This is a genomic window from Pseudomonas migulae (assembly GCF_043225285.1).
Classification (GTDB): domain Bacteria; phylum Pseudomonadota; class Gammaproteobacteria; order Pseudomonadales; family Pseudomonadaceae; genus Aquipseudomonas; species Aquipseudomonas migulae_C.
Genome location: NZ_CP171224.1, coordinates 2,746,690 through 2,772,039, shown reverse-complemented (window position 1 = coordinate 2,772,039; position 25,350 = coordinate 2,746,690). Strand labels below are relative to the sequence as shown.

At 57.2% G+C, this 25,350-nt stretch carries 24 protein-coding genes; 20 read left to right on the top strand and 4 right to left on the bottom strand.

Translation table 11 applies throughout. From position 1 onward, the window contains the following. Positions 1-138 precede the first annotated feature (138 nt). The 4 genes from gyrB to dnaA are packed head-to-tail and all read right to left on the bottom strand — an operon-like array spanning position 139 to position 6,349. Positions 139-2,556 carry a DNA topoisomerase (ATP-hydrolyzing) subunit B gene (gene gyrB / locus ACF6ZU_RS12805; RefSeq protein WP_392892918.1) on the bottom strand — a complete coding sequence of 806 codons (2,418 nt, stop codon included), beginning with the start codon at positions 2,554-2,556 and terminating at the stop codon, positions 139-141. 5 nt (positions 2,557-2,561) lie between these two features. Next, positions 2,562-3,665, bottom strand: coding sequence for a DNA replication/repair protein RecF (recF, locus tag ACF6ZU_RS12800; protein ID WP_392892916.1), 1,104 nt, complete (start codon positions 3,663-3,665; stop codon positions 2,562-2,564). Between the two features lie 20 nt (positions 3,666-3,685). Then, positions 3,686-4,789: a DNA polymerase III subunit beta gene (gene dnaN / locus ACF6ZU_RS12795; RefSeq protein ID WP_392892913.1), complete on the bottom strand. Its 1,104-nt coding sequence runs from the start codon at positions 4,787-4,789 to the stop codon at positions 3,686-3,688. A gap of 39 nt (positions 4,790-4,828) precedes the next feature. After that, positions 4,829-6,349: a chromosomal replication initiator protein DnaA gene (gene dnaA / locus ACF6ZU_RS12790; RefSeq protein ID WP_392892911.1), complete on the bottom strand. Its 1,521-nt coding sequence runs from the start codon at positions 6,347-6,349 to the stop codon at positions 4,829-4,831. A gap of 566 nt (positions 6,350-6,915) precedes the next feature. Between dnaA and rpmH the strand changes: the two genes are divergently transcribed. From rpmH to ACF6ZU_RS12690, 20 genes are all read left to right on the top strand, one after another. Beyond that, complete coding sequence (rpmH, locus tag ACF6ZU_RS12785; protein ID WP_003213577.1) at positions 6,916-7,050, top strand: 50S ribosomal protein L34; 135 nt, start codon at positions 6,916-6,918, stop codon at positions 7,048-7,050. 16 nt (positions 7,051-7,066) lie between these two features. After that, the gene (gene rnpA / locus ACF6ZU_RS12780; protein WP_028620331.1) at positions 7,067-7,468 is read left to right on the top strand and encodes a ribonuclease P protein component; all 402 of its coding nucleotides are present in this window, start codon (positions 7,067-7,069) and stop codon (positions 7,466-7,468) included. After that, on the top strand, positions 7,461-7,706 hold the full coding sequence (yidD, locus tag ACF6ZU_RS12775) for a membrane protein insertion efficiency factor YidD (RefSeq protein ID WP_010207715.1): 246 nt from the start codon (positions 7,461-7,463) through the stop codon (positions 7,704-7,706). Before rnpA ends, yidD begins: the two co-directional genes overlap by 8 nt. Positions 7,707-7,708: 2 nt before the next feature. Next, complete coding sequence (gene yidC, locus ACF6ZU_RS12770) at positions 7,709-9,394, top strand: membrane protein insertase YidC (RefSeq protein ID WP_392892907.1); 1,686 nt, start codon at positions 7,709-7,711, stop codon at positions 9,392-9,394. 79 nt (positions 9,395-9,473) lie between these two features. Next, the gene (mnmE, locus tag ACF6ZU_RS12765) at positions 9,474-10,844 is read left to right on the top strand and encodes a tRNA uridine-5-carboxymethylaminomethyl(34) synthesis GTPase MnmE (RefSeq protein WP_392892905.1); all 1,371 of its coding nucleotides are present in this window, start codon (positions 9,474-9,476) and stop codon (positions 10,842-10,844) included. Positions 10,845-11,394: 550 nt separating this feature from the next. Beyond that, positions 11,395-13,293 (top strand): tRNA uridine-5-carboxymethylaminomethyl(34) synthesis enzyme MnmG, encoded by a 1,899-nt coding sequence (gene mnmG, locus ACF6ZU_RS12760; RefSeq protein WP_392892903.1) that lies wholly within the window; start codon positions 11,395-11,397, stop codon positions 13,291-13,293. Then, on the top strand, positions 13,290-13,934 hold the full coding sequence (rsmG, locus tag ACF6ZU_RS12755) for a 16S rRNA (guanine(527)-N(7))-methyltransferase RsmG (protein ID WP_007948096.1): 645 nt from the start codon (positions 13,290-13,292) through the stop codon (positions 13,932-13,934). Before mnmG ends, rsmG begins: the two co-directional genes overlap by 4 nt. An 18-nt stretch (positions 13,935-13,952) precedes the next feature. Next, positions 13,953-14,750, top strand: a complete 798-nt coding sequence (locus ACF6ZU_RS12750) for a ParA family protein (RefSeq protein WP_392892900.1) — start codon at positions 13,953-13,955, stop codon at positions 14,748-14,750. A gap of 9 nt (positions 14,751-14,759) precedes the next feature. Next, positions 14,760-15,632 (top strand): ParB/RepB/Spo0J family partition protein, encoded by an 873-nt coding sequence (locus ACF6ZU_RS12745; RefSeq protein ID WP_008027541.1) that lies wholly within the window; start codon positions 14,760-14,762, stop codon positions 15,630-15,632. A 148-nt stretch (positions 15,633-15,780) separates the two neighbouring features. After that, positions 15,781-16,188: a F0F1 ATP synthase subunit I gene (locus ACF6ZU_RS12740; RefSeq protein ID WP_008027539.1), complete on the top strand. Its 408-nt coding sequence runs from the start codon at positions 15,781-15,783 to the stop codon at positions 16,186-16,188. A gap of 16 nt (positions 16,189-16,204) precedes the next feature. After that, positions 16,205-17,074 carry a F0F1 ATP synthase subunit A gene (atpB, locus tag ACF6ZU_RS12735; RefSeq protein WP_008027537.1) on the top strand — a complete coding sequence of 290 codons (870 nt, stop codon included), beginning with the start codon at positions 16,205-16,207 and terminating at the stop codon, positions 17,072-17,074. 133 nt (positions 17,075-17,207) lie between these two features. Beyond that, positions 17,208-17,465 carry a F0F1 ATP synthase subunit C gene (gene atpE, locus ACF6ZU_RS12730; protein ID WP_002555987.1) on the top strand — a complete coding sequence of 86 codons (258 nt, stop codon included), beginning with the start codon at positions 17,208-17,210 and terminating at the stop codon, positions 17,463-17,465. 56 nt (positions 17,466-17,521) lie between these two features. Next, positions 17,522-17,992, top strand: a complete 471-nt coding sequence (locus ACF6ZU_RS12725) for a F0F1 ATP synthase subunit B (RefSeq protein ID WP_008027535.1) — start codon at positions 17,522-17,524, stop codon at positions 17,990-17,992. A gap of 12 nt (positions 17,993-18,004) precedes the next feature. Beyond that, entirely contained in the window at positions 18,005-18,541 is a 537-nt protein-coding gene (locus tag ACF6ZU_RS12720) for a F0F1 ATP synthase subunit delta (RefSeq protein WP_054594854.1), read from the top strand. 21 nt (positions 18,542-18,562) lie between these two features. Beyond that, complete coding sequence (gene atpA / locus ACF6ZU_RS12715) at positions 18,563-20,107, top strand: F0F1 ATP synthase subunit alpha (protein ID WP_008041439.1); 1,545 nt, start codon at positions 18,563-18,565, stop codon at positions 20,105-20,107. A gap of 50 nt (positions 20,108-20,157) precedes the next feature. Then, positions 20,158-21,018, top strand: coding sequence for a F0F1 ATP synthase subunit gamma (gene atpG, locus ACF6ZU_RS12710; RefSeq protein WP_392892870.1), 861 nt, complete (start codon positions 20,158-20,160; stop codon positions 21,016-21,018). Between the two features lie 27 nt (positions 21,019-21,045). Beyond that, the gene (gene atpD / locus ACF6ZU_RS12705; protein WP_008027526.1) at positions 21,046-22,425 is read left to right on the top strand and encodes a F0F1 ATP synthase subunit beta; all 1,380 of its coding nucleotides are present in this window, start codon (positions 21,046-21,048) and stop codon (positions 22,423-22,425) included. A gap of 45 nt (positions 22,426-22,470) precedes the next feature. After that, positions 22,471-22,896, top strand: a complete 426-nt coding sequence (locus ACF6ZU_RS12700) for a F0F1 ATP synthase subunit epsilon (protein ID WP_007969909.1) — start codon at positions 22,471-22,473, stop codon at positions 22,894-22,896. 116 nt (positions 22,897-23,012) lie between these two features. After that, complete coding sequence (gene glmU / locus ACF6ZU_RS12695) at positions 23,013-24,380, top strand: bifunctional UDP-N-acetylglucosamine diphosphorylase/glucosamine-1-phosphate N-acetyltransferase GlmU (protein WP_392892867.1); 1,368 nt, start codon at positions 23,013-23,015, stop codon at positions 24,378-24,380. A 193-nt stretch (positions 24,381-24,573) separates the two neighbouring features. Next, the gene (locus tag ACF6ZU_RS12690) at positions 24,574-25,350 is read left to right on the top strand and encodes a DeoR/GlpR family DNA-binding transcription regulator (protein WP_392892865.1); all 777 of its coding nucleotides are present in this window, start codon (positions 24,574-24,576) and stop codon (positions 25,348-25,350) included.

The following is a 25,350-nucleotide window of genomic DNA, read 5'->3' as shown; positions in this document are numbered from 1 at the left end:
CCGGTTCACCACAGCGCATTGACTGCATCGCCAGCAAGCCGGCTCCTACAGCTCCTGTGTTTCCTGAGGCTACCTTGAAGCACCAAAAAAAGGCCAGCGCAATGCGCTGGCCTTTTTGTTTTCGGCAGACCCGCTGGATCAGAAGTCCAGGTTGGATACCGCCAAGGCGTTGCTTTCGATGAAGTCACGACGAGGTTCGACCGCATCACCCATCAGGGTGTTGAAGATCTGGTCCGCGCCAATGGCGTCTTCGATGGTCACTTTAAGCATCCGGCGCTGGCTTGGGTCCATGGTCGTTTCCCACAGCTGATCCGGGTTCATCTCACCCAGACCTTTGTATCGCTGGATGGTGTGACGCTTGGTGCTTTCAGCCATCAGCCATTCAAGGGCTTCCTTGAACTCGGTGACCGGCTTCTTGCGCTCGCCACGCTGGATGTACGCGCCTTCGTCCAGCAAGCTGCTCAGCTGAGCGCCCAGAGAGACGACGGTCTTGTAATCGTTGCTGCCGAAGAAGTCGCGGTTGAAGGTGACGTAGTTCGACAGGCCATGGGAGATCAACTCGACCTCTGGCAGCCAGACGTTACGTTCACGGTCTTCACGCAGGCTGGCCTTGTAGACCAGACCCGACTTCTCGACGGTGCGCAGGCGAACTTCGTACTTCGCCAGCCAATCCTGCATCGCTGCGTGATCGGACAGCTGCTCCATGCTCACCGCAGGCAGGTAGATGAAGTGCTCGGTCAGCTCCTGTGGGTACAGGCGCGACAGACGCTTGAGGGTCTTCATTACCAGACGGAAATCATTCACCAGGCGCTCGAGGGCTTCACCGGAGATCCCGGGTGCTTCCTCGTTCAAGTGCAGGCTCGCGTCTTCCAGGGCCGACTGCGTCATGTACTCTTCCATGGCGTCGTCGTCTTTGATGTATTGCTCTTGCTTGCCTTTCTTGACCTTGTACAGCGGCGGCTGGGCGATGTAGATGTAGCCACGCTCGATCAGCTCCGGCAACTGACGGAAGAAGAAGGTCAGCAGCAGGGTACGGATGTGCGAACCGTCGACGTCAGCATCGGTCATGATGATGATGTTGTGGTAGCGCAGCTTGTCGATGTTGTACTCGTCGCGGCCGATACCGCAGCCCAGCGCGGTGATCAAGGTGCCCACTTCTTGCGAAGAGATCATCTTGTCGAAGCGCGCCTTCTCGACGTTCAGGATCTTGCCTTTCAGCGGCAGAATGGCCTGGGTCCGACGGTTGCGTCCCTGCTTGGCGGAACCGCCAGCAGAGTCACCTTCCACGAGGTACAGTTCGGAAAGGGCAGGGTCTTTTTCCTGGCAGTCAGCCAGCTTGCCCGGCAGACCGGCGATGTCCAGCGCGCCTTTACGGCGGGTCATCTCACGGGCCTTACGCGCCGCTTCACGGGCACGTGCGGCGTCGATCATCTTGCCGACGACCAGTTTGGCTTCGTTCGGGTTTTCCAGCAGGAAGTCGGAGAAGTACTTGCCCATTTCCTGTTCGACGGCGGTCTTCACTTCGGAAGACACCAGCTTGTCTTTGGTCTGGGAGCTGAACTTCGGATCCGGTACCTTCACCGAGATAATCGCGGTCAAGCCTTCACGGGCGTCATCACCGGTGGTGGCGACCTTGTGCTTCTTGGCCAGGCCTTCAGCTTCGATGTAGGTGTTCAGGTTACGCGTCAGGGCGGAACGGAAACCCACGAGGTGAGTACCACCATCGCGTTGCGGAATGTTGTTGGTGAAGCACAACAGGTTCTCGTTGAAGCTGTCGTTCCACTGCAGGGCGATTTCCACGCCGATGCCGTCTTCACGCTGGATGTTGAAGTGGAACACCTGGTTGACCGCAGTCTTGTTGGTGTTCAGGTATTCAACGAACGCACGCAGGCCACCTTCGTACTTGAACAGCTCTTCCTTGCCGCTGCGCTCATCCTTGAGGACGATGCCGACACCGGAGTTGAGGAAGGACAGCTCGCGAATCCGCTTGGCCAGGATGTCCCAGCTGAAGTGGATGTTCTTGAATGTCTCAGCCGATGGCTTGAAGTGAATCTGGGTACCCGTGGTTTCGCTCTCGCCAACGATTTTCATCGGTTCTTGCGGAACGCCATGGACGTAAGTCTGTTCCCAGATTTTGCCGCTGCGGCGAACGGTCAGGATCAGTTCTTTGGACAGTGCGTTCACTACCGACACACCCACACCGTGCAGGCCGCCGGATACTTTGTAGGAGTTGTCGTCGAACTTACCGCCGGCGTGCAGCACGGTCATGATGACCTCGGCTGCCGAGACGCCTTCTTCTTTGTGCACGTCTACCGGGATGCCACGACCGTTGTCGCGAACGGTGATGGACTCGTCCGGGTGGATGATGATGCTGATGTCGTCGCAATGGCCGGCGAGCGCTTCGTCGATCGAGTTGTCGACCACCTCGAACACCATGTGGTGCAGACCGCTGCCATCGTCGGTGTCACCAATGTACATACCGGGACGTTTGCGTACGGCATCCAGGCCTTTCAGCACTTTAATGCTCGTTGAGTCGTACGTATTTTCTTCGCTCAATGCCTTCACTCCCGATGGTCGTGGGTCTGGGTGATACGGCCCTGTTCCACGTGGAACAGAGCGACTGGCGTTTCCGTCTGCCAGCCTTCCCTCAATAATTCGTGATCTACACAGGTGATGAACACCTGGCAGCGTAAGTCTTCCAGCAAGCGGCAAAGCGCGCGGCGGTGCTGCTCGTCCAGTTCGGACGGCAAGTCATCCACCAGATAAATACACTGGCCGCGTCGAGCCTGGCTGACCAGATGCCCTTGGGCAATCCGCAATGCACAAACCACCAGCTTCTGCTGACCCCGGGACAAGATGTCCGCGGCATTGTGTGCGCCCAACCTAAGGCGCAAATCAGCTCGCTGTGGTCCGGCCTGGGTGTGGCCAATCTGCTGGTCCCGCTGAAGGGAGCCGGCAAGCACTGCACTCAATTCGCGGTCTTTATCCCAGCCTCGGTAATAGCTGAGCGTCAAACCCTCAAGCTCAACCAATTCGCTCAAGGTCTGTTCAAAGACTGGTTTCAAGGCTTTGATATAAGCACGGCGGTATTCATCAATTTCAGCGCTGGCCTGGCACAGTTCCCTGTCCCAAACCGCTTGCGAAACGGCGTCAAGTGTACCATGCCGCAGCCAAGAGTTTCTCTGGCGCAGGGCCTTCTGCAAGCGCTGCCAGGTCGACATGAATCGTGGTTCCACGTGAAACACGCCCCAGTCGAGAAACTGACGGCGAATCTTCGGTGCACCTTCCAGCAAGCGGAAGCTGTCAGGGTTGATCAGCTGCAAGGGCAGGATCTCTGCCAGCTGTGCCGCACTGCGGGCGTTCTGACCGTCGATGCGGATCTGGAACTCGCCCTGACGGTCCCGAGATATCCCCAGCGCGCTTTGCCCACCCTCGGCCAATTCGACCTGGCCAAATACCGTGCACGCCAATTGTTCGTACTGGATGACCGGCAGCAAACGGGTGCTACGAAACGAACGGGCAAGCCCCAGCAGGTGAATGGCTTCCAGAACACTGGTTTTGCCGCTGCCGTTGGCGCCGTAAAGAATATTGATTCGGGGGGAGGGGGAGAAGGTCACCGGGTGCAGATTGCGCACCGCGGTGACCGAGACGCGACTTAAGGACATCTAGCTTCTGCTGAGCATGATTACAGACGCATCGGCATGACGACGTAGGCCGAGTCATCGTTGTCGGACTCTTGCACCAGCGCGCTGCTGTTGGAGTCGGACAGGATCAGGCGAACCTGCTCGGTGGTCATCACGCCCAGAACGTCGAGCAAGTAGCTCACGTTGAAACCGATTTCCAGATTGCCGCCGTTGTATTCAACGCCGACTTCTTCTTCCGCTTCTTCCTGCTCCGGGTTGTTGGCCTGAATTTTCAGCTGACCGTTGGCCAGTTGCAGGCGGATACCGCGGTACTTCTCGTTGGACAGAATCGCGGTACGGCTGAACGCTTCACGCAGGGCCTGACGGTCGCCGAGTACCAGCTTGTCGCCGCCCTTCGGCAGCACGCGCTCGTAATCCGGGAACTTACCGTCGACCAGTTTCGAGGTGAAGGTGAATTCGCCGGTGGTGGCGCGGATGTGATGCTGACCCAGGACGATGCTGACATTGCCGTCCGGCTCGGTCAGCAGGCGGGCCAGTTCAAGGATACCCTTGCGCGGCACGATGACCTGGTGGCGATCCGGCTGGCCAATGTCGGCCTGCATCGAGCACATGGCCAGACGGTGACCGTCGGTGGCTACGGCACGAATAACGCCGGCGGAGACTTCCAGCAACATGCCGTTGAGGTAGTAACGCACGTCCTGCTGGGCCATGGCGAAGCTGGTGCGTTCGATCAAACGGCGCAGCTTGCTTTGCTCAAGACTGCACGTCAGCGAACCCGGGCCTTCTTCGACCGTCGGGAAATCGTTGGCTGGCAACGTCGACAGAGTGAAGCGGCTACGGCCAGCCTTCACCACCAGCTTCTGCTCGTCGACCTTGATATCGATCAGCGCGTCGTTCGGCAGGCTCTTGCAGATGTCCATCAGCTTGCGCGCAGGCACAGTGATGGAGCCCGGATCCGCAGGCTCTTCGAGTTGTACACGACCGACCAGCTCGACTTCCAGGTCGGTACCGGTCAGCGACAGTTGCTGGCCTTCGACAACCAGCAGCACGTTGGAGAGCACCGGCAAGGTCTGTCGGCGCTCGACGACGCCTGCGACCAGTTGCAGGGGTTTCAACAGGGCTTCGCGTTGAATGGTGAAATGCATGGTCTAGTCCCTTGCCTTAATAAGCTGCGCTGGTGTGCATCAAGTGGTCAGTGTACGCAGCAGGTTCTTGTAGTCCTCGCGGATGTCCGCGTCGGATTCCTTAAGTTCGTTGATCTTGCGGCAGGCGTGCAAAACGGTGGTGTGGTCGCGGCCGCCAAACACGTCGCCGATTTCCGGCAGGCTGTGGTTAGTCAACTCTTTGGACAACGCCATGGCAACCTGACGCGGACGAGCGACCGAGCGTGAACGACGCTTGGACAGCAAGTCGGAAATCTTGATCTTGTAGTACTCGGCGACGGTGCGCTGAATGTTATCCACAGAGACCAGTTTGTCTTGCAGTGCCAACAGATCTTTCAGGGATTCGCGGATCAGCTCGATGGTGATATCGCGACCCATGAAGTGCGAGTGGGCGATCACGCGCTTGAGCGCGCCTTCCAGCTCACGGACGTTGGAACGAATACGCTGGGCAATGAAGAACGCGGCGTCGTGGGGCAGATCGACTTTGGCCTGGTCGGCCTTTTTCATCAGGATCGCTACACGGGTCTCCAGCTCCGGAGGCTCGACGGCAACCGTCAGGCCCCAGCCAAAGCGGGATTTGAGGCGCTCTTCGAGGCCTTCGATCTCTTTCGGATAGCGGTCACTGGTAAGAATGACCTGCTGGCCACCTTCAAGCAGGGCGTTGAAGGTGTGGAAAAATTCTTCCTGGGAACGTTCCTTGCGGGCGAAGAACTGAATGTCATCGATCAGCAGGGCATCTACCGAACGGTAGAAGCGCTTGAACTCGTTGATGGCGTTCAGTTGCAGCGCCTTGACCATGTCGGCCACGAAACGCTCCGAATGCAGGTACACGACCTTGGCATTCGGGTTCTTCTTTAATAGATGGTTACCCACAGCGTGCATCAAGTGGGTTTTACCCAAGCCAACGCCGCCGTAAAGGAAGAGCGGGTTGTAACCGTGCTTTGGATTGTCCGCGACTTGCCAGGCCGCGGCCCGGGCCAGTTGGTTGGACTTACCCTCGACGAAGTTCTCAAAGGTGAACGTGCGGTTCAGGTAGCTGGTGTGCTTGAGCGCGCCTTCGACCTGCACCGTGCGCTGCTCGGAGCGTACCGGAGCCTGTTGAGAACTGGCACCCGCCATCGGGTCGAAACTGTCGCGCGACGGCTCTTCACTGATTTCCGCAACTTTCTGGGTCGAACGCTTGGTCGGCGTTGCCGCCGTAGCGGGCGCCGGAGCGCTGACCGGCGCTTGAGCCGCTTGGGCCTGAGACGCAGCGGCGGCCAACGGTGCATTCGGTGCCGCACGAGGTGCCGAGCTGCGTTTGCTGCCTATTAATAAGGACAGCGCCGGCGCCATGCCGTTGCCATGCTCATCCAGCAACTCCAGGACACGGCCCAGGTACTTTTCGTTGACCCAGTCGAGAACAAAACGATTCGGTGCGTAAACACGCAACTCGTCGCCTTCGGCTTCGACCTGTAGTGGACGGATCCAAGTGTTGAATTGTTGGGCAGGCAGCTCATCGCGCAAAAGCTCCACGCACTGCTGCCAAAGTTCCACTGACACGGATATCCCCTAAGTTGAAAGCCGGTGAGGCAAAAACAAGCGGCCATTGTAGCGACCAGACGCCGACTTATCCACACGTAGGTGGATCACTGACCAAGAAGAATCAACGCTTTATACGAAAAAAAGACGACCAATGGTCTGTGCATAAGCTCTGTGGATAACCGACCCTGAGGTCGTTGTACAAGTGGGGGCGAAACTCGGTGGATAACCTGCCTGTGGATAACAGCCCCTTTCACACACAGCTTATCCGACAGCGCAGCACAGGCTTACCACCGTTTTCCACCGTAGTTGTCATTCTCTGTACAGCACGGGATAGAAGGCCTGAAGGTAGTTATCCACAGTTGATCGGTGCTCTAGCTTTTATAAGCTTTACAGAAAAGCTTTAAATACTTTCCTTCTTTATTTTTATATTTGGTCACCGTGAAAGCCGAGCAGAAGCTCCGGAGATCTATTTATAAGGAAACGTTGGTTGGAAATTGACCTAGAGGCTTGCTTTCTCTAGAATCCCCGGTCTCTTAAAACGGGGGCCATTCCGGCCCGTTGTGGACGAACCAGGTAACACGACAATGAAACGTACTTTCCAACCAAGCACTATCAAACGCGCTCGTACCCACGGTTTCCGTGCTCGCATGGCTACCAAGAACGGTCGTGCCGTTCTGTCGCGTCGTCGCGCCAAAGGTCGTGCGCGTCTGGCAGTTTGATAAGCCGGCACTGGAGGTGAGTCAGGACTTCAGTCGGGAAAAGCGTCTGCTTACTCCCCGGCATTTCAAGGCAGTCTTTGACTCCCCTACCGGCAAGGTTCCGGGGAAAAATCTCCTGCTCCTTGCGCGCAACAACGATCTTGATCACCCCCGTCTCGGGCTGGTTATCGGGAAAAAGAGCGTAAAGCTCTCCGTCGAGCGCAATCGCCTCAAACGTCTGATGCGCGAATCGTTCCGTCTGAACCAGGATTCACTGGTCGGTTGGGACATTGTTATCGTCGCGCGCAAAGGTTTGGGTGACGTAGAAAACCCCGAATTGATTCAGCATTTCGGCAAACTCTGGAAGCGTCTGGCACGCAGCACGCCGGTACCAGCAGTCAAAACCGAAACTGTAGGGGTAGACAGTCCCGATGCGTAAACTGGCACTCGTTCCGATCCAGTTTTATCGCTATGCCATTAGTCCCCTGATGGCCAGTCACTGTCGTTTCTACCCCAGTTGTTCCTGCTACGCGTTAGAAGCCATAGAAAATCATGGCCTTCTGCGCGGTGGCTGGCTGACCTTTCGTCGTTTAGGTCGCTGTCATCCGTGGAATCCCGGTGGTTATGACCCGGTTCCACCTATCCCTACCTCCCGTTCTTCTTCGATGGCCGAGTAATCATGGATATCAAACGCACGATCCTGATCGTCGCCCTGGCAATCGTGTCCTACGTTATGGTTCTTAAATGGAACCAGGACTATGGCCAGGCTGCCCTGCCGACTCAGAATGTTGCTTCCAGTACTACCGCACCGGGCCTACCGGATACGGCGACTGGCAATAATGCTTCTGTCAGTGATGACATCCCACGCGCCGCAAGCGATACCAGTGCCACTGCACCTGCTGAAACACCAGTCGCTGCAAGCAAAGACCTCATCCAGATCAAAACGGATGTGCTCAACCTGGCGATCGACCCACAAGGTGGCGATGTTGCCCAGTTGACGCTGCCGCTGTATCCACGTCGCCAGGACCATCCGGAAATTCCATTCCAGTTGTTCGATAACGGCAACGAGCGCACTTATCTGGCTCAAAGCGGTTTGATCGGTACCGATGGTCCGGACGCAAGTCCTGCCGGTCGTCCGGTTTACTCCTCCGAGAAGAAGATCTACCAACTGGCTGACGGTCAGGACCAATTGGTCGTCGACCTGAAGTTCAGCAAGGACGGCGTCAACTACATCAAACGTTTCACTCTGAAACGTGGTTTGTATGACGTAACCGTTTCCTACCTGATCGATAACGAAAGCGCCAAGCCTTGGTCGGGTGCGATGTTCGCCCAGCTGAAACGCGACGCCAGCTCCGATCCTTCTTCCAGCACGGCCACCGGCACCGCGACTTACCTGGGCGCCGCCCTGTGGACAAGTAACGAGCCGTACAAGAAAGTGTCGATGAAGGACATGGACAAGGCTCAGCTGAAAGAAACCGTTAACGGTGGCTGGGTTGCCTGGTTGCAACACTACTTTGTGACTGCATGGATTCCGGCGAAGGGCGAAAACAACGTCGTCCAGACCCGTAAAGACAGCAAAGGCAACTACATCATCGGCTACACCGCTCCGGCAATTACCGTTGCGCCAGGTGCGAAAGCCGAAACCAGCGCTGTTCTGTACGCTGGTCCGAAAAGCCAGGCTGTGCTGAAAGAGTTGTCCCCAGGTCTGGAACTGACCGTCGACTACGGCATTCTGTGGTTCATTGCCCAGCCAATCTTCTGGCTGCTGCAACATATCCACGCGCTGGTCGGTAACTGGGGCTGGTCGATCATCTTCCTGACCATGCTGATCAAAGGGATCTTCTTCCCATTGTCGGCCGCCAGCTACAAATCCATGGCTCGCATGCGCGCCGTGGCACCAAAACTGGCCGCGCTGAAAGAGCAACATGGCGATGACCGGCAGAAAATGTCGCAAGCCATGATGGAGCTGTACAAGAAAGAGAAGATCAATCCGCTGGGTGGTTGCTTGCCAATCCTCGTGCAGATGCCGGTTTTCCTTTCGCTGTACTGGGTTCTGCTGGAAAGCGTTGAAATGCGCCAGGCGCCGTTCATGCTGTGGATTACTGACCTGTCGATCAAGGATCCGTTCTTCATTCTGCCGATCATCATGGGTGCAACCATGTTCATCCAGCAGCAGTTGAACCCGACTCCTCCGGATCCGATGCAGGCCAAGGTGATGAAGCTGATGCCAATCATCTTCACCTTCTTCTTCCTGTGGTTCCCGGCTGGTCTGGTGCTGTACTGGGTAGTGAACAACTGCCTGTCGATCGCCCAACAGTGGTACATCACTCGTAAAATCGAAGCGGCTACCAAAGCAGCTGCCTGATTTACACTGTGGATAACCACTCAAAACGCCCCCTAGTGGGGCGTTTTGCTATCTGTCACTTTTGTCTGGATACCGGTTTATGAGCGCTCCTCGTGAAACCATCGCCGCCGTTGCCACCGCTCAAGGTCGTGGCGGTGTGGGCATCGTCCGTATTTCCGGGCCATTGGCGAGCGTCGCGGCCAAGGCCTTCAGCGGTCGTGAACTCAAGCCACGATTCGCCCACTACGGTCCGTTCTTCAGTGAGAACGATGAAGTGCTGGACCAGGGGCTCGCCTTGTATTTCCCCGGGCCGAACTCGTTCACCGGCGAAGACGTCCTGGAACTCCAGGGGCATGGCGGCCCGATCGTGCTGGATATGCTGCTCAAGCGGTGCCTGGAACTGGGCTGTCGCTTGGCCCGGCCAGGCGAATTCAGCGAGCGTGCATTCCTCAATGACAAACTCGATCTTGCCCAGGCGGAAGCGATCGCTGACTTGATCGAAGCCAGTTCTGCACAGGCTGCGCGCAATGCGTTGCGTTCCCTGCAGGGCGCTTTTTCCGAACGTGTGCATAACCTCACCGAACAGCTGATCGGACTGCGCATCTACGTCGAAGCCGCCATCGACTTTCCAGAGGAAGAAATCGACTTCCTTGCCGATGGCCACGTACTGAGCATGCTCGATAAAGTGCGGGATGAATTATCCACAGTGCTTCGCGAAGCCGGGCAAGGTGCCTTGTTGCGTGACGGCATGACCGTGGTGATTGCCGGCAGGCCGAATGCCGGTAAATCCAGTCTGCTCAATGCGCTGGCCGGTCGCGAAGCCGCGATCGTGACCGAGATCGCAGGCACCACCCGAGACATTCTGCGCGAACATATCCACATCGATGGCATGCCACTGCACGTCGTGGACACCGCGGGCCTGCGGGATACCGATGATCATGTGGAAAAAATCGGTGTGGAACGGGCACTGAAAGCCATCAGTGAAGCGGATCGAGTGCTGCTGGTTGTGGATGCCACTGCGCCTGAAGCCCTTGATCCGTTCGCACTTTGGCCGGAATTCCTCGAAGTACGCCCGGATCCGGCGAAAGTGACCCTGATCCGCAACAAGGCAGACCTTACGGGCGAAGCAATTGCCCTGGATGTCAGCGAGGATGGCCACGTCACCATCAGCCTCAGCGCCAAGTCCGCCGGTGAAGGCCTGGAATTGCTGCGGGATCATCTCAAGGCCTGCATGGGCTACGAACAGACGTCGGAAAGCAGCTTCAGCGCGCGCAGGCGTCACCTTGAGGCGCTGCGTCATGCCAGTGCATCCCTCGAGCACGGCCGTGCACAACTGACGCTGGCGGGTGCCGGCGAACTGTTGGCCGAGGATCTGCGCCAGGCTCAGCATTCCCTGGGGGAAATCACCGGTGCATTCAGCTCCGATGATCTGCTGGGACGAATCTTTTCCAGTTTCTGCATAGGTAAATAGCCCTTCCGTAGCCCACAGACAGGCCACCCGTGCCTGTCTGTTACTTTTCCTTTCAATAATCACCCGCAGTGCCGAGCAGATTCATTCTGCTTGAGCGGGTTTCGCGTGCCTGGAATTTGCGCTTCAGAGGCTTTTCTGTGGATTAAGCCCTGTGAATAACTGCCACTAAGGGCAGTTGATAACAGGGCGTCAAAACTGAAGATAACCGCCTCTGTGGATAACCATCCCTTTCATCCACAGGCTTACACCGGTTATCCAAGGGCCTCATTGGCATATGACCACAGGGTTTTGATCCTCTGTACATACCGAATATAAAGGCTTGTAGAGATCTATCCACAGAAAGCATGCTCAGTAGAAATAAACATAAAAACAAAGATTTAATAAATTTCTTTCTTTTTAATTTCTATAACCGCGACTTCTCCACAGCTGGTTAAATTTTGTGCAAAGGGTTCTTTAGGAAGGGCGAAGTCCCTATACTTGTCGACCAGGTCCAAAAACCTGAGCTCAAACTATTCCTGAATTACCTACTTAAGCAGGCACGAGGTGCGTGGTGGATTTCCCTTCCCGTTTTGAAGTGATCGTCATCGGCGGCGGTCATGCCGGTACCGAGGCAGCACTGGCCTCAGCACGTATGGGGGCAAAAACCCTGTTGCTGACGCATAACGTGGAAACCCTCGGTGCCATGAGTTGCAACCCGGCCATTGGCGGTATCGGCAAAAGCCACCTGGTCAAGGAAATCGATGCCCTCGGCGGCGCGATGGCCATGGCTACCGATAAAGGCGGCATCCAGTTTCGCGTGTTGAACAGCCGCAAAGGCCCGGCCGTGCGTGCAACTCGCGCCCAGGCAGACCGGGTTCTGTACAAGGCCGCTGTCCGCGAAGCACTGGAAAACCAGCCGAACCTGTGGATATTTCAACAAGCCGCTGATGACCTGATCGTCGAACAGGAACAAGTGCGCGGTGTTGTCACCCAAATGGGCCTGCGTTTCTTCGCCGACTCCGTGGTGTTGACCACTGGCACCTTCCTCGGTGGACTTATCCACATCGGAATGCAGAATTATTCCGGTGGTCGCGCCGGTGATCCGCCATCGATCGCCCTGGCTCGGCGTCTGCGTGAATTGCCACTGCGTGTCGGCCGTTTGAAAACCGGTACACCGCCGCGTATCGACGGTCGGTCTGTGGATTTCTCGGTCATGACCGAGCAAGCCGGTGATACGCCGATCCCGGTGATGTCGTTCATGGGCTCCAAAGAGCAGCATCCGAAACAGGTGAGCTGCTGGATTACCCACACCAACGCCCGGACCCACGAGATCATTGCCGCGAACCTCGATCGTTCGCCGATGTATTCCGATGCAGGGTTGATCGAAGGCATTGGTCCGCGTTATTGCCCGTCGATCGAAGACAAGATCCACCGCTTTGCCGATAAGGAAAGCCATCAGGTCTTCATCGAACCGGAAGGTTTGACGACTCACGAGCTGTATCCGAACGGGATATCCACATCCTTGCCGTTCGACGTGCAATTGCAGATCGTGCAGTCGATCCGCGGCATGGAAAACGCGCACATCGTTCGCCCTGGCTACGCCATCGAATATGACTATTTCGACCCGCGTGACCTGAAATACAGCCTGGAAACCAAGGTGATCGCCGGCCTGTTCTTCGCCGGTCAAATCAACGGCACCACCGGTTACGAAGAAGCCGGCGCCCAGGGTTTGTTGGCCGGGGCCAACGCTGCGTTGCGTGCGCAAGGCAAAGAAGCCTGGTGCCCGCGTCGCGACGAAGCGTATATCGGCGTGTTGGTCGACGACCTGATTACTCTTGGAACCCAAGAGCCGTACCGGATGTTCACCTCCCGTGCCGAGTACCGCCTGATCCTGCGTGAAGACAACGCGGACCTGCGTCTGACCGAAAAAGGTCGCGAGCTGGGTCTGGTGGATGACGCGCGTTGGGCAGCGTTCTGCACCAAGCGCGAAAGCATCGCGCTGGAAGAGCAGCGCCTGAAAAGTACCTGGGTTCGCCCGGGCACCGAGCAGGGCGATGCGATCTCCGAAAAATTCGGCACGCCGCTGACTCACGAATACAACCTGCTCAACCTCTTGAGCCGTCCGGAAATCGACTACGCTGGTCTGATCTCCGTGACTGGCGGGGGGGCAGAGGATCCACAAGTCGCCGAGCAGGTCGAAATCAAGACCAAATACGCCGGTTACATCGACCGTCAGCAAGATGAAATCGCGCGTCTGCGGGCCAGCGAGGACACCAAACTGCCTGTGGATATCGATTACACAAACATTTCCGGTCTCTCGAAAGAGATCCAGAGCAAGCTCGGTGCGACCCGTCCAGAGACCCTGGGCCAGGCGTCACGTATCCCGGGCGTCACCCCGGCAGCGATTTCGCTGTTGATGATTCATTTGAAAAAACGCGGCGCGGGCCGTCAGTTGGAGCAAAGCGCTTGAGTTCGTTGGTCACCTCGCAACACGCCGAAGAGTTATCCACAGGTGCTCGCCAGCTCGGTGTCACACTGACCGAAACCCAGCACGCGCAATTGCTGGGTTATCTGGCCCTGTTGATCAAATGGAACAAGGCCTACAACCTGACCGCCGTGCGTGATCCGGACGAAATGGTCTCCCGTCACCTGCTCGATAGTCTGAGTGTGATGTCGTTCATCGAAAACGGTCGCTGGCTTGACGTTGGCAGCGGCGGTGGCATGCCGGGTATCCCCTTGGCCATCCTGTTTCCAGAGTCCCAAGTGACCTGCCTGGACAGCAACGGCAAGAAAACCCGCTTCCTGACCCAGGTCAAACTCGAGCTCAAACTGGATAACCTGCAAGTTATCCACAGTCGCGTCGAAGCCTTCCAGCCTGCACAGCCATTCAACGGGATCATTTCCCGGGCGTTCAGCAGCATGGAAAACTTCAGCAACTGGACACGCCACCTCGGCGACGCCGATACACGCTGGCTGGCAATGAAGGGCGTTCATCCGGCCGATGAGCTGGTAGCATTGCCGGCAGACTTCCACCTCGATAGCGAACACGCCCTGGCCGTACCTGGTTGCCAAGGCCAACGCCATCTGCTGATACTGCGCCGCACGGCATGATTGGGAACACAAGCAAGAATGGCTAAGGTATTCGCGATTGCGAACCAAAAGGGTGGTGTGGGTAAAACCACCACCTGCATCAACCTCGCAGCTTCCCTGGTCGCTACCAAGCGTCGGGTGCTGTTGATCGATCTTGATCCACAGGGCAACGCCACCATGGGTAGCGGTGTGGATAAACACGGCCTGGAAAACTCGGTCTACGACCTGTTGATCGGCGAATGCGATCTGGCCCAGGCCATGCACTTCTCCGAGCACGGCGGCTACCAGCTCCTGCCGGCCAACCGCGATCTGACCGCGGCCGAAGTGGTTCTGCTGGAAATGCAGATGAAGGAAAGCCGCTTGCGCAGCGCGCTGGCGCCGATCCGTGAGAATTACGATTACATTCTGATCGACTGCCCGCCGTCGCTGTCGATGCTGACATTGAACGCACTGGTTGCCGCCGATGGGGTCATTATCCCCATGCAGTGCGAGTATTTCGCGCTCGAAGGCTTGAGCGACCTTGTGGATAACATCAAGCGCATCGCCGAACTGTTGAACCCGGAGCTGAAAGTCGAGGGCCTGTTGCGGACCATGTACGACCCGCGCCTGAGCCTGATGAACGACGTTTCGGCACAGCTCAAGGAACACTTTGGCGAGCAGCTCTACGACACCGTCATTCCGCGCAACATCCGCCTGGCCGAAGCGCCTAGCTATGGCATGCCGGCGCTGGCCTACGACAAGACATCGCGGGGCGCCATTGCCTACCTGGCACTGGCGGGCGAGATGGTTCGTCGTCAGCGCAAAAATTCACGCACTGCCGCTGCTCAGGCAACTTAAGGAACCCCCATGGCCGTCAAGAAACGAGGTCTCGGACGTGGACTGGATGCGCTGCTGAGCGGTCCGACCGTCAGTTCGCTGGAAGAGCAAGCGGTTCAGGCCGATCAGCGCGAGTTGCAGCATTTGCCCCTGGACCTGATCCAGCGTGGCAAATACCAGCCGCGTCGGGACATGGATCCGCAGGCGCTGGAGGAACTGGCGCAGTCGATCAAAGCCCAGGGCGTGATGCAGCCGATCGTGGTGCGTCCGATCGGCAGTGGCCGCTTCGAGATCATCGCCGGTGAACGCCGCTGGCGCGCCAGCCAGCAGGCTGGTCAGGAAACCATTCCGGCGATGGTCCGCGATGTACCGGATGAAACCGCCATCGCCATGGCGCTGATTGAAAACATCCAGCGCGAAGACCTCAATCCCATCGAGGAAGCCGTGGCCCTGCAGCGTTTGCAGCAGGAATTCCAGCTGACTCAGCAACAAGTGGCCGAAGCCGTGGGCAAGTCCCGCGTGACCGTCGCCAACCTGCTACGCTTGATTGCGTTGCCGGAAGTCATCAAAACCATGCTGTCCCACGGCGACCTGGAAATGGGTCATGCGCGTGCACTTCTTGGTTTGCCTGAGAATCAACAGGTTGAAGGGGCGCGACATGTTGTCGCACGGGGGCTGACTGTGCGCCAAACTGAGGCACTGGTTCGCCAGTGGTTGAGTGGCAAACAGGAGCCTGCCGAACCGGTGAAACCGGACCCGGATATCGCCCGACTCGAGCAGCGCCTGGCTGAGCGCCTAGGCTCTGCGGTGCAGATCCGACACGGAAAGAAGGGGAAGGGGCAGTTGGTGATCGGGTACAACTCCCTCGATGAGCTTCAGGGTGTGCTCGCACACATTCGCTGAAACATTTCCTCATGTAGCGTGCAGTCGGAAATCACTACCTGACAGTTGAATAGGGGCTGAACCGCCCCTATACTCTGCGCGCATTTTGTCGGCACAAATTATGCCAAGTTATTGAATTCTGGCAGCCGACCATTGGAGAGCAATAGTGATGGAAACCCGCACGCCAAACCGCTTGCCGTTCCATCGCCTGGCAGTTTTTCCGGTGTTGATGGCTCAGTTTGTCGTTTTGCTGATCGCCGCTTTGGCGCTCTGGCAGTGGCACGGAGTCGTTGCCGGGTACTCAGGACTTTGCGGAGGCCTGATAGCCTTGCTGCCCAATGTTTATTTCGCTCACAGGGCATTTCGGTTTTCCGGCGCCCGAGCAGCTCAAGCCATCGTCCGGTCTTTTTATGCCGGCGAGGCGGGCAAACTGATTTTGACGGCAGTGCTGTTTGCATTGACGTTCGCAGGTGTGAAGCCATTGGCGCCGCTAGCTGTATTCGGCGTCTTCGTGTTGACCCAACTGGTCAGCTGGTTCGCGCCCCTGCTGATGAGAACAAGACTTTCGAGACCTTAGGGCGTTTGAGGCAACCATGGCAGAAACAACCGCTTCGGGCTATATCCAGCACCACTTGCAGAACCTGACCTTCGGTCAGCACCCAACCGGCGGGTGGGGCTTTGCCCACACCGCAGCAGAAGCCAAGGAAATGGGCTTCTGGGCTTTCCACGTCGATACTCTCGGCTGGTCGGTCGCTTTGGGTCTGATCTTCGTTCTTCTTTTCCGCATGGCGGCAAAGAAAGCGACTTCCGGTCAGCCTGGTGCTTTGCAGAACTTCGTTGAAGTATTGGTCGAATTCGTCGATGGCAGCGTGAAAGACAGCTTCCATGGCCGTAGCCCGGTGATTGCACCGCTGGCACTGACCATCTTCGTCTGGGTCTTCCTGATGAACGCCGTCGACCTGATCCCGGTCGACTGGATTCCTCAGCTGGCCATCCTGATCACTGGCGATGCGCACATTCCGTTCCGTGCCGTATCGACCACTGACCCGAACGCTACCCTGGGCATGGCCCTGTCGGTGTTCGCGTTGATCATTTTCTACAGCATCAAGGTCAAGGGCATCGGCGGCTTCGTCGGCGAGCTGACCCTGCACCCGTTCGGCAGCAAGAACATCTTCGTTCAAGCCCTGCTGATTCCGGTGAACTTCCTGCTGGAGTTCGTGACGCTGGTGGCCAAGCCAATCTCTCTGGCACTGCGTCTGTTCGGCAACATGTACGCCGGCGAGCTGGTCTTCATTCTGATTGCTGTGATGTTCGGCAGCGGTCTGCTCTGGCTTAGCGGCCTGGGCGTAGTTCTGCAGTGGGCGTGGGCTGTGTTCCACATCCTGATCATCACCCTGCAGGCGTTTATCTTCATGATGCTGACCATCGTTTACCTGTCGATGGCGCACGAAGAGAACCATTAAGGCCAGTCTCGACTAGTCTGATGTCCCACCCGGTCAAACGGGTGGGTGCCCGAACAGGGCTATGAAACGATTTGTTTTACCGCTTTAAAATCTAAAAAACCTAAACCATACGACGTAAAAGTCGGGAGGAAAGATGGAAACTGTAGTTGGTCTAACCGCTATCGCTGTTGCACTGTTGATCGGCCTGGGCGCACTGGGTACCGCAATTGGTTTCGGCCTGTTGGGCGGCAAGTTCCTGGAAGGCGCAGCGCGTCAGCCAGAAATGGTTCCAATGCTGCAAGTTAAAATGTTCATCGTTGCCGGTCTGCTCGACGCCGTAACCATGATCGGTGTTGGTATCGCTCTGTTCTTCACCTTCGCGAACCCATTCGTTGGTCAACTCGCTGGCTAATCACTCGAACCTTCGAGTGATTGGTTTGATGTGCAACGAACGAGCGAGGTGTTGGCGTGAACATTAATGCAACCCTGATTGGCCAGTCCGTTGCGTTCTTCATTTTTGTACTGTTTTGCATGAAGTTCGTGTGGCCTCCGGTCATCGCGGCTTTGCACGAACGTCAGAAGAAGATCGCGGATGGACTGGACGCTGCCGCCCGAGCAGCTCGCGACCTGGAGTTGGCCCAAGATAAAGCGGGTCAACAACTGCGCGAAGCTAAGGCTCAGGCAGCTGAAATCATTGAGCAAGCCAAGAAACGCGGTAACCAGATCGTTGAAGAGGCTGTTGAAAAAGCCCGTATCGACGCTGACCGTGTGAAGGTTCAGGCTCAGGCCGAGATCGAGCAGGAACTGAACAGTGTCAAAGACGCGCTGCGTGCCCAACTGGGTGCTCTGGCCGTTGGCGGCGCCGAGAAGATCCTGGGTGCCACAATCGATCAAAACGCGCACGCGGAGCTGGTAAACAAACTGGCTGCTGAAATTTAAGCGAGGGCGATCATGGCAGAATTGACCACGTTGGCCCGACCTTACGCTAAGGCAGCCTTCGAGCACGCCCAGGCCCACCAGCAACTGGCCTCTTGGTCAGCCATGCTCGGCCTGGCTGCAGCAGTGTCGCAAGACGACACCATGCAGCGCGTGCTCAAGGCCCCGCGACTGACGAGCGCAGACAAGGCCGCCACGTTTATTGACGTGTGCGGCGACAAGTTTGATGCCAAGGCACAGAACTTCATCAACGTCGTTGCCGAAAACGACCGTCTCCCGCTTTTGCCGGAGATTTCCGCTCTGTTCGACCTGTACAAGGCCGAACAAGAGAAATCGGTAGACGTTGAAGTGACCAGTGCTTTCGCATTGAACCAAGAACAGCAAGACAAACTCGCCAAGGTTCTCAGTGCACGACTCAACCGGGAAGTGCGCCTGCAAGTCGAGGAAGACAAATCCCTTATTGGGGGCATTGTCATCCGCGCCGGCGACCTGGTTATCGATGGCTCGGTTCGCGGCAAACTCGCGAACCTTGCCGAAGCATTGAAATCTTGAGTTTGAAGGGGCAGCAGAGCAATGCAGCAACTCAATCCTTCCGAAATAAGTGAAATTATCAAGGGCCGCATCGACAAGCTCGATGTGACCTCCCAAGCCCGTAACGAAGGCACTGTCGTCAGCGTATCTGACGGTATCGTGCGGATTCACGGTCTGGCCGACGTAATGTACGGCGAGATGATCGAGTTTCCGGGCGGCGTCTTCGGTATGGCCCTCAACCTGGAGCAAGACTCTGTAGGTGCCGTTGTATTGGGCGCATACCAGACTCTGGCTGAAGGCATGAGCGCCAAGTGCACCGGCCGCATCCTCGAAGTTCCGGTTGGTAAGGAACTGCTGGGTCGCGTAGTCGACGCACTGGGTAACCCAGTTGACGGCAAAGGTCCGCTGAACAACACCGAGACCGACGCGGTCGAGAAAGTTGCTCCAGGCGTGATCTGGCGTAAGTCGGTAGACCAGCCTGTACAGACTGGCTACAAGGCTGTCGATGCCATGATCCCTGTCGGCCGTGGCCAGCGTGAGCTGATCATCGGTGACCGTCAGATCGGTAAAACCGCTCTGGCGATCGACGCGATCATCAACCAGAAAAACAGCGGCATTTTCTGCGTCTACGTAGCAATCGGTCAGAAACAATCGACCATCGCCAACGTGGTTCGCAAGCTGGAAGAAAACGGCGCACTGGCTAACACCATCGTCGTGGCAGCGAGCGCTTCGGAATCTGCAGCACTGCAATTCCTGGCACCGTACTCCGGTTGCACCATGGGTGAATTCTTCCGCGACCGCGGTGAAGACGCGCTGATCGTTTATGACGATCTGTCCAAGCAAGCAGTGGCTTACCGCCAGATTTCCCTGCTGCTGCGCCGTCCACCAGGCCGTGAAGCTTACCCAGGCGACGTGTTCTATCTCCACTCCCGTCTGCTGGAGCGCGCATCCCGCGTTTCGGAAGAATACGTAGAGAAGTTCACCAACGGCGCAGTGACCGGCAAAACCGGTTCCCTGACCGCACTGCCGATCATCGAAACCCAGGCTGGCGACGTTTCCGCGTTCGTTCCGACCAACGTGATTTCCATCACCGACGGTCAGATCTTCCTGGAATCGGCCATGTTCAACTCCGGGATCCGTCCTGCTGTGAACGCCGGTGTTTCGGTATCCCGTGTGGGTGGTGCCGCTCAGACCAAGATCATCAAGAAGCTCTCCGGTGGTATCCGTACCGCTCTGGCTCAGTACCGTGAACTGGCGGCATTCGCCCAGTTCGCTTCTGACCTGGACGAAGCGACCCGTAAGCAACTTGAGCATGGTCAGCGCGTTACCGAGCTGATGAAGCAGAAGCAATACGCACCAATGTCGATCGCTGACATGGCGCTGTCGCTGTATGCCGCTGAGCGTGGGTTCCTGACTGACGTTGAAATCGCCAAGATCGGCAGCTTCGAACAAGCGCTGATTGCTTTCTTCAACCGCGATCACGCCGAATTGATGGCGAAGATCAACGTGAAGGGTGACTTCAATGACGAAATCGACGCTGGCATGAAAGCCGGTATCGAGAAGTTCAAGGCCACCCAAACCTGGTAAGCCGCAGCGGGAGCCGCAAGGCTCCCGCTTGCTAACCTGATAGGTGTTACATGGCAGGCGCAAAAGAGATTCGCAGTAAGATTGCGAGCATCAAAAGCACGCAAAAGATTACCAGCGCCATGGAAAAAGTGGCGGTCAGTAAAATGCGCAAGGCACAAATGCGCATGGCTGCTAGCCGTCCTTATGCGGAGCGCATCCGCCAGGTTATTGGCCATCTGGCCAACGCCAACCCGGAATATCGCCACCCGTTCATGATCGACCGTGAAGTAAAGCGCGTTGGTTATGTCGTGGTGAGCAGTGACCGTGGTCTGTGTGGTGGCTTGAACACCAACCTGTTCAAGGCTCTGGTCAAGGACATGGCGGTAAACCGCGAAAACGGCGTCGAGATTGATCTGTGTGTTGTTGGTAGCAAGGGTGCGGCTTTCTTCCGCAACTTCGGCGGTAACGTCGTAGCCGCTATCAGCCACTTGGGTGAAGAGCCGTCGATCAATGACCTGATCGGCAGCGTCAAGGTGATGCTGGATGCCTACCTGGACGGCCGTATTGATCGCCTGTCCGTGGTGTCCAACAAGTTCGTCAACACCATGACGCAAACGCCTACCGTGGAGCAGTTGATTCCACTGGTGGCAACCCCGGATCAAGAACTCAAGCACCACTGGGATTATCTGTACGAACCGGACGCCAAAGAGCTGCTTGACGGCTTGATGGTCCGTTACGTGGAGTCGCAGGTCTACCAGGCGGTGGTCGAGAACAACGCGGCTGAACAAGCTGCGCGGATGATCGCGATGAAGAACGCTACCGACAACGCCGGTGATTTGATCAGCGATTTGCAGCTGGTCTACAACAAGGCGCGTCAGGCTGCGATCACCCAAGAGATCTCGGAAATCGTCGGCGGCGCTGCCGCGGTTTAACGGTTCAAATATTCAGAGGATCCAGCTATGAGTAGCGGACGTATCGTTCAAATCATCGGCGCCGTTATCGACGTGGAATTCCCACGCGACAGCGTACCGAGCATCTACAACGCTTTGAGTGTAAAAAGCGATGCAGGCACCACTCTCGAAGTTCAGCAGCAGCTGGGCGACGGCGTGGTCCGTACCATTGCGATGGGTTCCACCGAGGGCTTGAAGCGCGGTCTGGAAGTCACCGACTCTGGCGCAGCCATCTCCGTACCGGTCGGTAAAGCGACCTTGGGCCGGATCATGGACGTGCTGGGCAACCCGATCGACGAAGCTGGTCCGATCGCCACCGAAGAGCGCTGGGGCATTCACCGTCCTGCGCCAACCTTCGCTGAGCAAGCGGGCGGCAACGACCTGCTGGAAACCGGCATCAAGGTTATCGACCTGGTTTGCCCGTTCGCCAAGGGCGGTAAAGTCGGTCTGTTCGGTGGTGCCGGTGTAGGCAAAACCGTAAACATGATGGAACTGATCCGTAACATCGCCATCGAGCACAGCGGTTATTCCGTGTTCGCCGGTGTGGGTGAGCGTACTCGTGAGGGTAACGACTTCTACCACGAGATGAAGGATTCCAACGTTCTGGACAAAGTGGCACTGGTTTACGGTCAGATGAACGAGCCGCCGGGTAACCGTCTGCGCGTAGCACTGACCGGCCTGACCATGGCCGAGAAGTTCCGTGACGAAGGTAACGACGTTCTGCTGTTCGTCGACAACATCTATCGTTACACCCTGGCCGGTACTGAAGTATCCGCACTGCTGGGCCGTATGCCTTCCGCAGTAGGTTACCAGCCGACCCTGGCCGAAGAGATGGGTACTCTGCAAGAGCGTATCACTTCGACCAAAAACGGTTCGATCACCTCGATCCAAGCGGTATACGTACCTGCGGATGACTTGACTGACCCGTCGCCAGCGACCACCTTCGCCCACTTGGACGCCACCGTCGTTCTGTCCCGTGACATCGCTTCCCTGGGTATCTACCCGGCGGTCGATCCACTCGACTCGACTTCGCGTCAGCTGGACCCGAACGTGATCGGCCAGGACCACTACGATACCGCTCGCGGTGTACAGTACGTTCTGCAGCGTTACAAAGAACTGAAGGACATCATTGCGATCCTGGGTATGGACGAGCTGTCGGAAGCCGACAAGCAGTTGGTAAACCGTGCTCGTAAGATCCAGCGTTTCTTGTCGCAGCCGTTCTTCGTGGCTGAAGTCTTCACCGGTGCTTCGGGTAAATACGTTTCCCTGAAAGACACCATTGCTGGCTTCAAAGGCATCCTCAACGGTGACTACGACCACCTGCCAGAACAAGCGTTCTACATGGTCGGCGGCATCGAAGAAGCGATCGAGAAAGCCAAGAAACTGTAATCCCGGCGCCCGGCAACGGGCGCTAATTTAGGTTGAGGCAATCAGATGGCTATGACAGTCCATTGCGATATCGTCAGCGCGGAAGGAGAAATCTTTTCCGGCCTGGTCGAGATGGTGATTGCGCACGGTGCACTGGGTGATCTTGGTATCGCCCTGGGCCACGCGCCGCTGATCACTAATCTCAAGCCTGGCCCGATCCGCCTGGTCAAGCAGGGCGGGGAAGAGGAGGTGTATTACATCTCCGGTGGTTTCCTCGAGGTTCAGCCGAACATGGTCAAGGTTCTTGCCGACACCGTGCAACGTGCTGCCGACCTGGACGAAGCCTCCGCTCAGGAAGCCGTTAAGGCTGCCGAGAAGGCCTTGCATGAGCGGGGCGCGGAATTCGATTACGGTTCTGCTGCCGCACGTCTGGCCGAGGCCGCAGCTCAGCTGCGCACCGTCCAGCAGATCCGCAAGAAGTTCGGCCACTAACAGGCCATCACTTGTTGCGCGATTGATTAAAAAGGGTAGCCTCGGCTACCCTTTTTTCTTTTCCGATGTTCACCACTTGGTCGCAGCCGCTGACCACCCAGGATTGGTAGCCAGTCATGTCTCTTGAAATCGTTATCCTCGCTGCTGGCCAGGGCACCCGCATGCGTTCCGCGTTGCCGAAGGTTCTGCACCCGATTGCCGGCAACTCGATGCTTGGCCATGTTATCCACAGCGCCCGCCAACTTGATCCACAGCGTATCCATGTGGTGATCGGCCACGGCGCCGATGCCGTGCGCGAGCGTCTGGCAGCGGATGACCTGAATTTCGTCCTGCAGGACAAACAGCTGGGCACAGGCCACGCGGTCGCCCAAGCGGTGCCCTTCATTGAGTCCGACACCGTTTTGATTCTCTACGGCGATGTGCCATTGATCGAGGTCGAGACCCTTCAACGTCTGCTCAAGCAGGTCGCGCCGCAGCAATTGGGTTTGCTGACTGTCGAGCTGGACGACCCGACCGGCTACGGCCGCATCGTCCGTGACGCCGCCGGCAAGGTCACGGCCATCGTCGAGCAAAAAGACGCGAACGAGGCCGAGCGCGCCATCACCGAAGGCAACACCGGTATTCTGGCCCTGCCGTTTGCGCAACTGGGGGGCTGGATGAGCCGTCTCTCCAACAACAACGCTCAGGGCGAGTACTACCTGACCGACGTGATTGCCATGGCGGTCAGCGACGGCCTGGTGGTTGCGACCGAGCAGCCTCACGACGCCATGGAAGTGCAGGGTGCCAATGATCGCAAGCAACTCTCCGAGCTTGAGCGCCACTATCAATTGCGCGCTGGTCGCCGTTTGATGGCTCAGGGCGTGACCCTGCGCGATCCGGCCCGTTTCGATGTGCGCGGTGAAGTCACTGTGGGTCGTGATGTGCTGATCGACATCAACGTGATTCTCGAAGGCAAGGTTGTCATTGAAGACGACGTGGTGATCGGCCCGAATTGCGTGATCAAGGACAGCACCTTGCGTAAAGGCGTGGTGATCAAGGCCAACAGCCATATTGAAGGTGCCATCCTCGGTGAAGGCAGCGATGCCGGTCCGTTCGCACGTTTGCGTCCGGGCACCGTGCTGGAGGCGCGCGCGCATGTGGGTAACTTTGTCGAACTGAAGAACGCTCACTTGGGCGAAGGCGCCAAGGCCGGGCATTTGACCTACCTGGGCGATGCTGAAATTGGCGCCCGTACCAACATTGGTGCCGGTACCATCACCTGCAACTACGATGGCGCCAACAAGTGGAAAACTGTCTTGGGCGAGGATGTTTTCATTGGCTCCAACAACTCGTTGGTCGCGCCTGTGGATATCTCTAGCGGTTCAACCACAGCGGCCGGATCGACCATTACGCAGAATGTGGATAAAAACCAGTTGGCCGTGGGCCGTGCGCGCCAGAAGAATATCGATGGCTGGAAACGCCCAGAGAAAATCAAAAAGACCTGAGTTATCCACAATCGTTGTAGGAGCCGGCTTGCTGGCGATCAAGGCGACACGGTTTATCAGATACAACGCCATCGCCAGCAAGCCGGCTCCTACAGGGTTATCCACAGATCTTTTTATCGCCTCGCGCTTGACGAAGTTTCGCCGATAGGTTTTGATTGCTTCCGTTATCTTTCGAATCGAAACTTATCAAGCCATGTCCAAGCGCAATACACCTCAACGCCGTCACAACATCCTCGCCTTGCTCAATGAGCAGGGCGAAGTCAGTGTCGATGAGTTGGCCAAGCGCTTCGAAACTTCGGAAGTTACGATTCGCAAGGACTTAGCTGCTCTTGAAAGCAACGGTTTGCTGCTCCGTCGTTATGGTGGCGCCATCACCATGCCTCAGGAGCTGGTGGCCGACATCGGTCTGCCCGTCTCCAAATACAAACAGGCCATCGCTCGTGCTGCGGTCACGCGGATTCGCGAACACGCCCGGATCATTATCGACAGCGGCAGCACCACAGCGGCGATGATCCCCGAACTCGGTCAACAGCCCGGTCTGGTGGTGATGACCAACTCCCTGCACGTCGCCAATGCCTTGAGTGAACTTGAGCACGAACCGGTGCTCTTGATGACTGGCGGTACGTGGGACCCGCATTCCGAATCCTTTCAGGGGCAGGTCGCCGAGCAGGTACTACGCTCGTATGATTTCGATCAGTTGTTCATCGGTGCCGATGGCATCGATCTGATTCGCGGTACCACCACCTTCAATGAACTACTCGGGCTCAGCCGCGTCATGGCTGAAGTCGCCCGTGAAGTGATCGTGATGGTCGAGGCCGACAAGATCGGCCGCAAGATTCCCAACCTGGAACTGCCCTGGAGCAGTGTCCATACCCTTATTACGGATGATCGCCTGCCACTTGAAGCACGCGATCAGATTCAGGCCCGCGGCATCAATTTGATTTGCGCGGCTGTCAGTCAGGAGAAATAG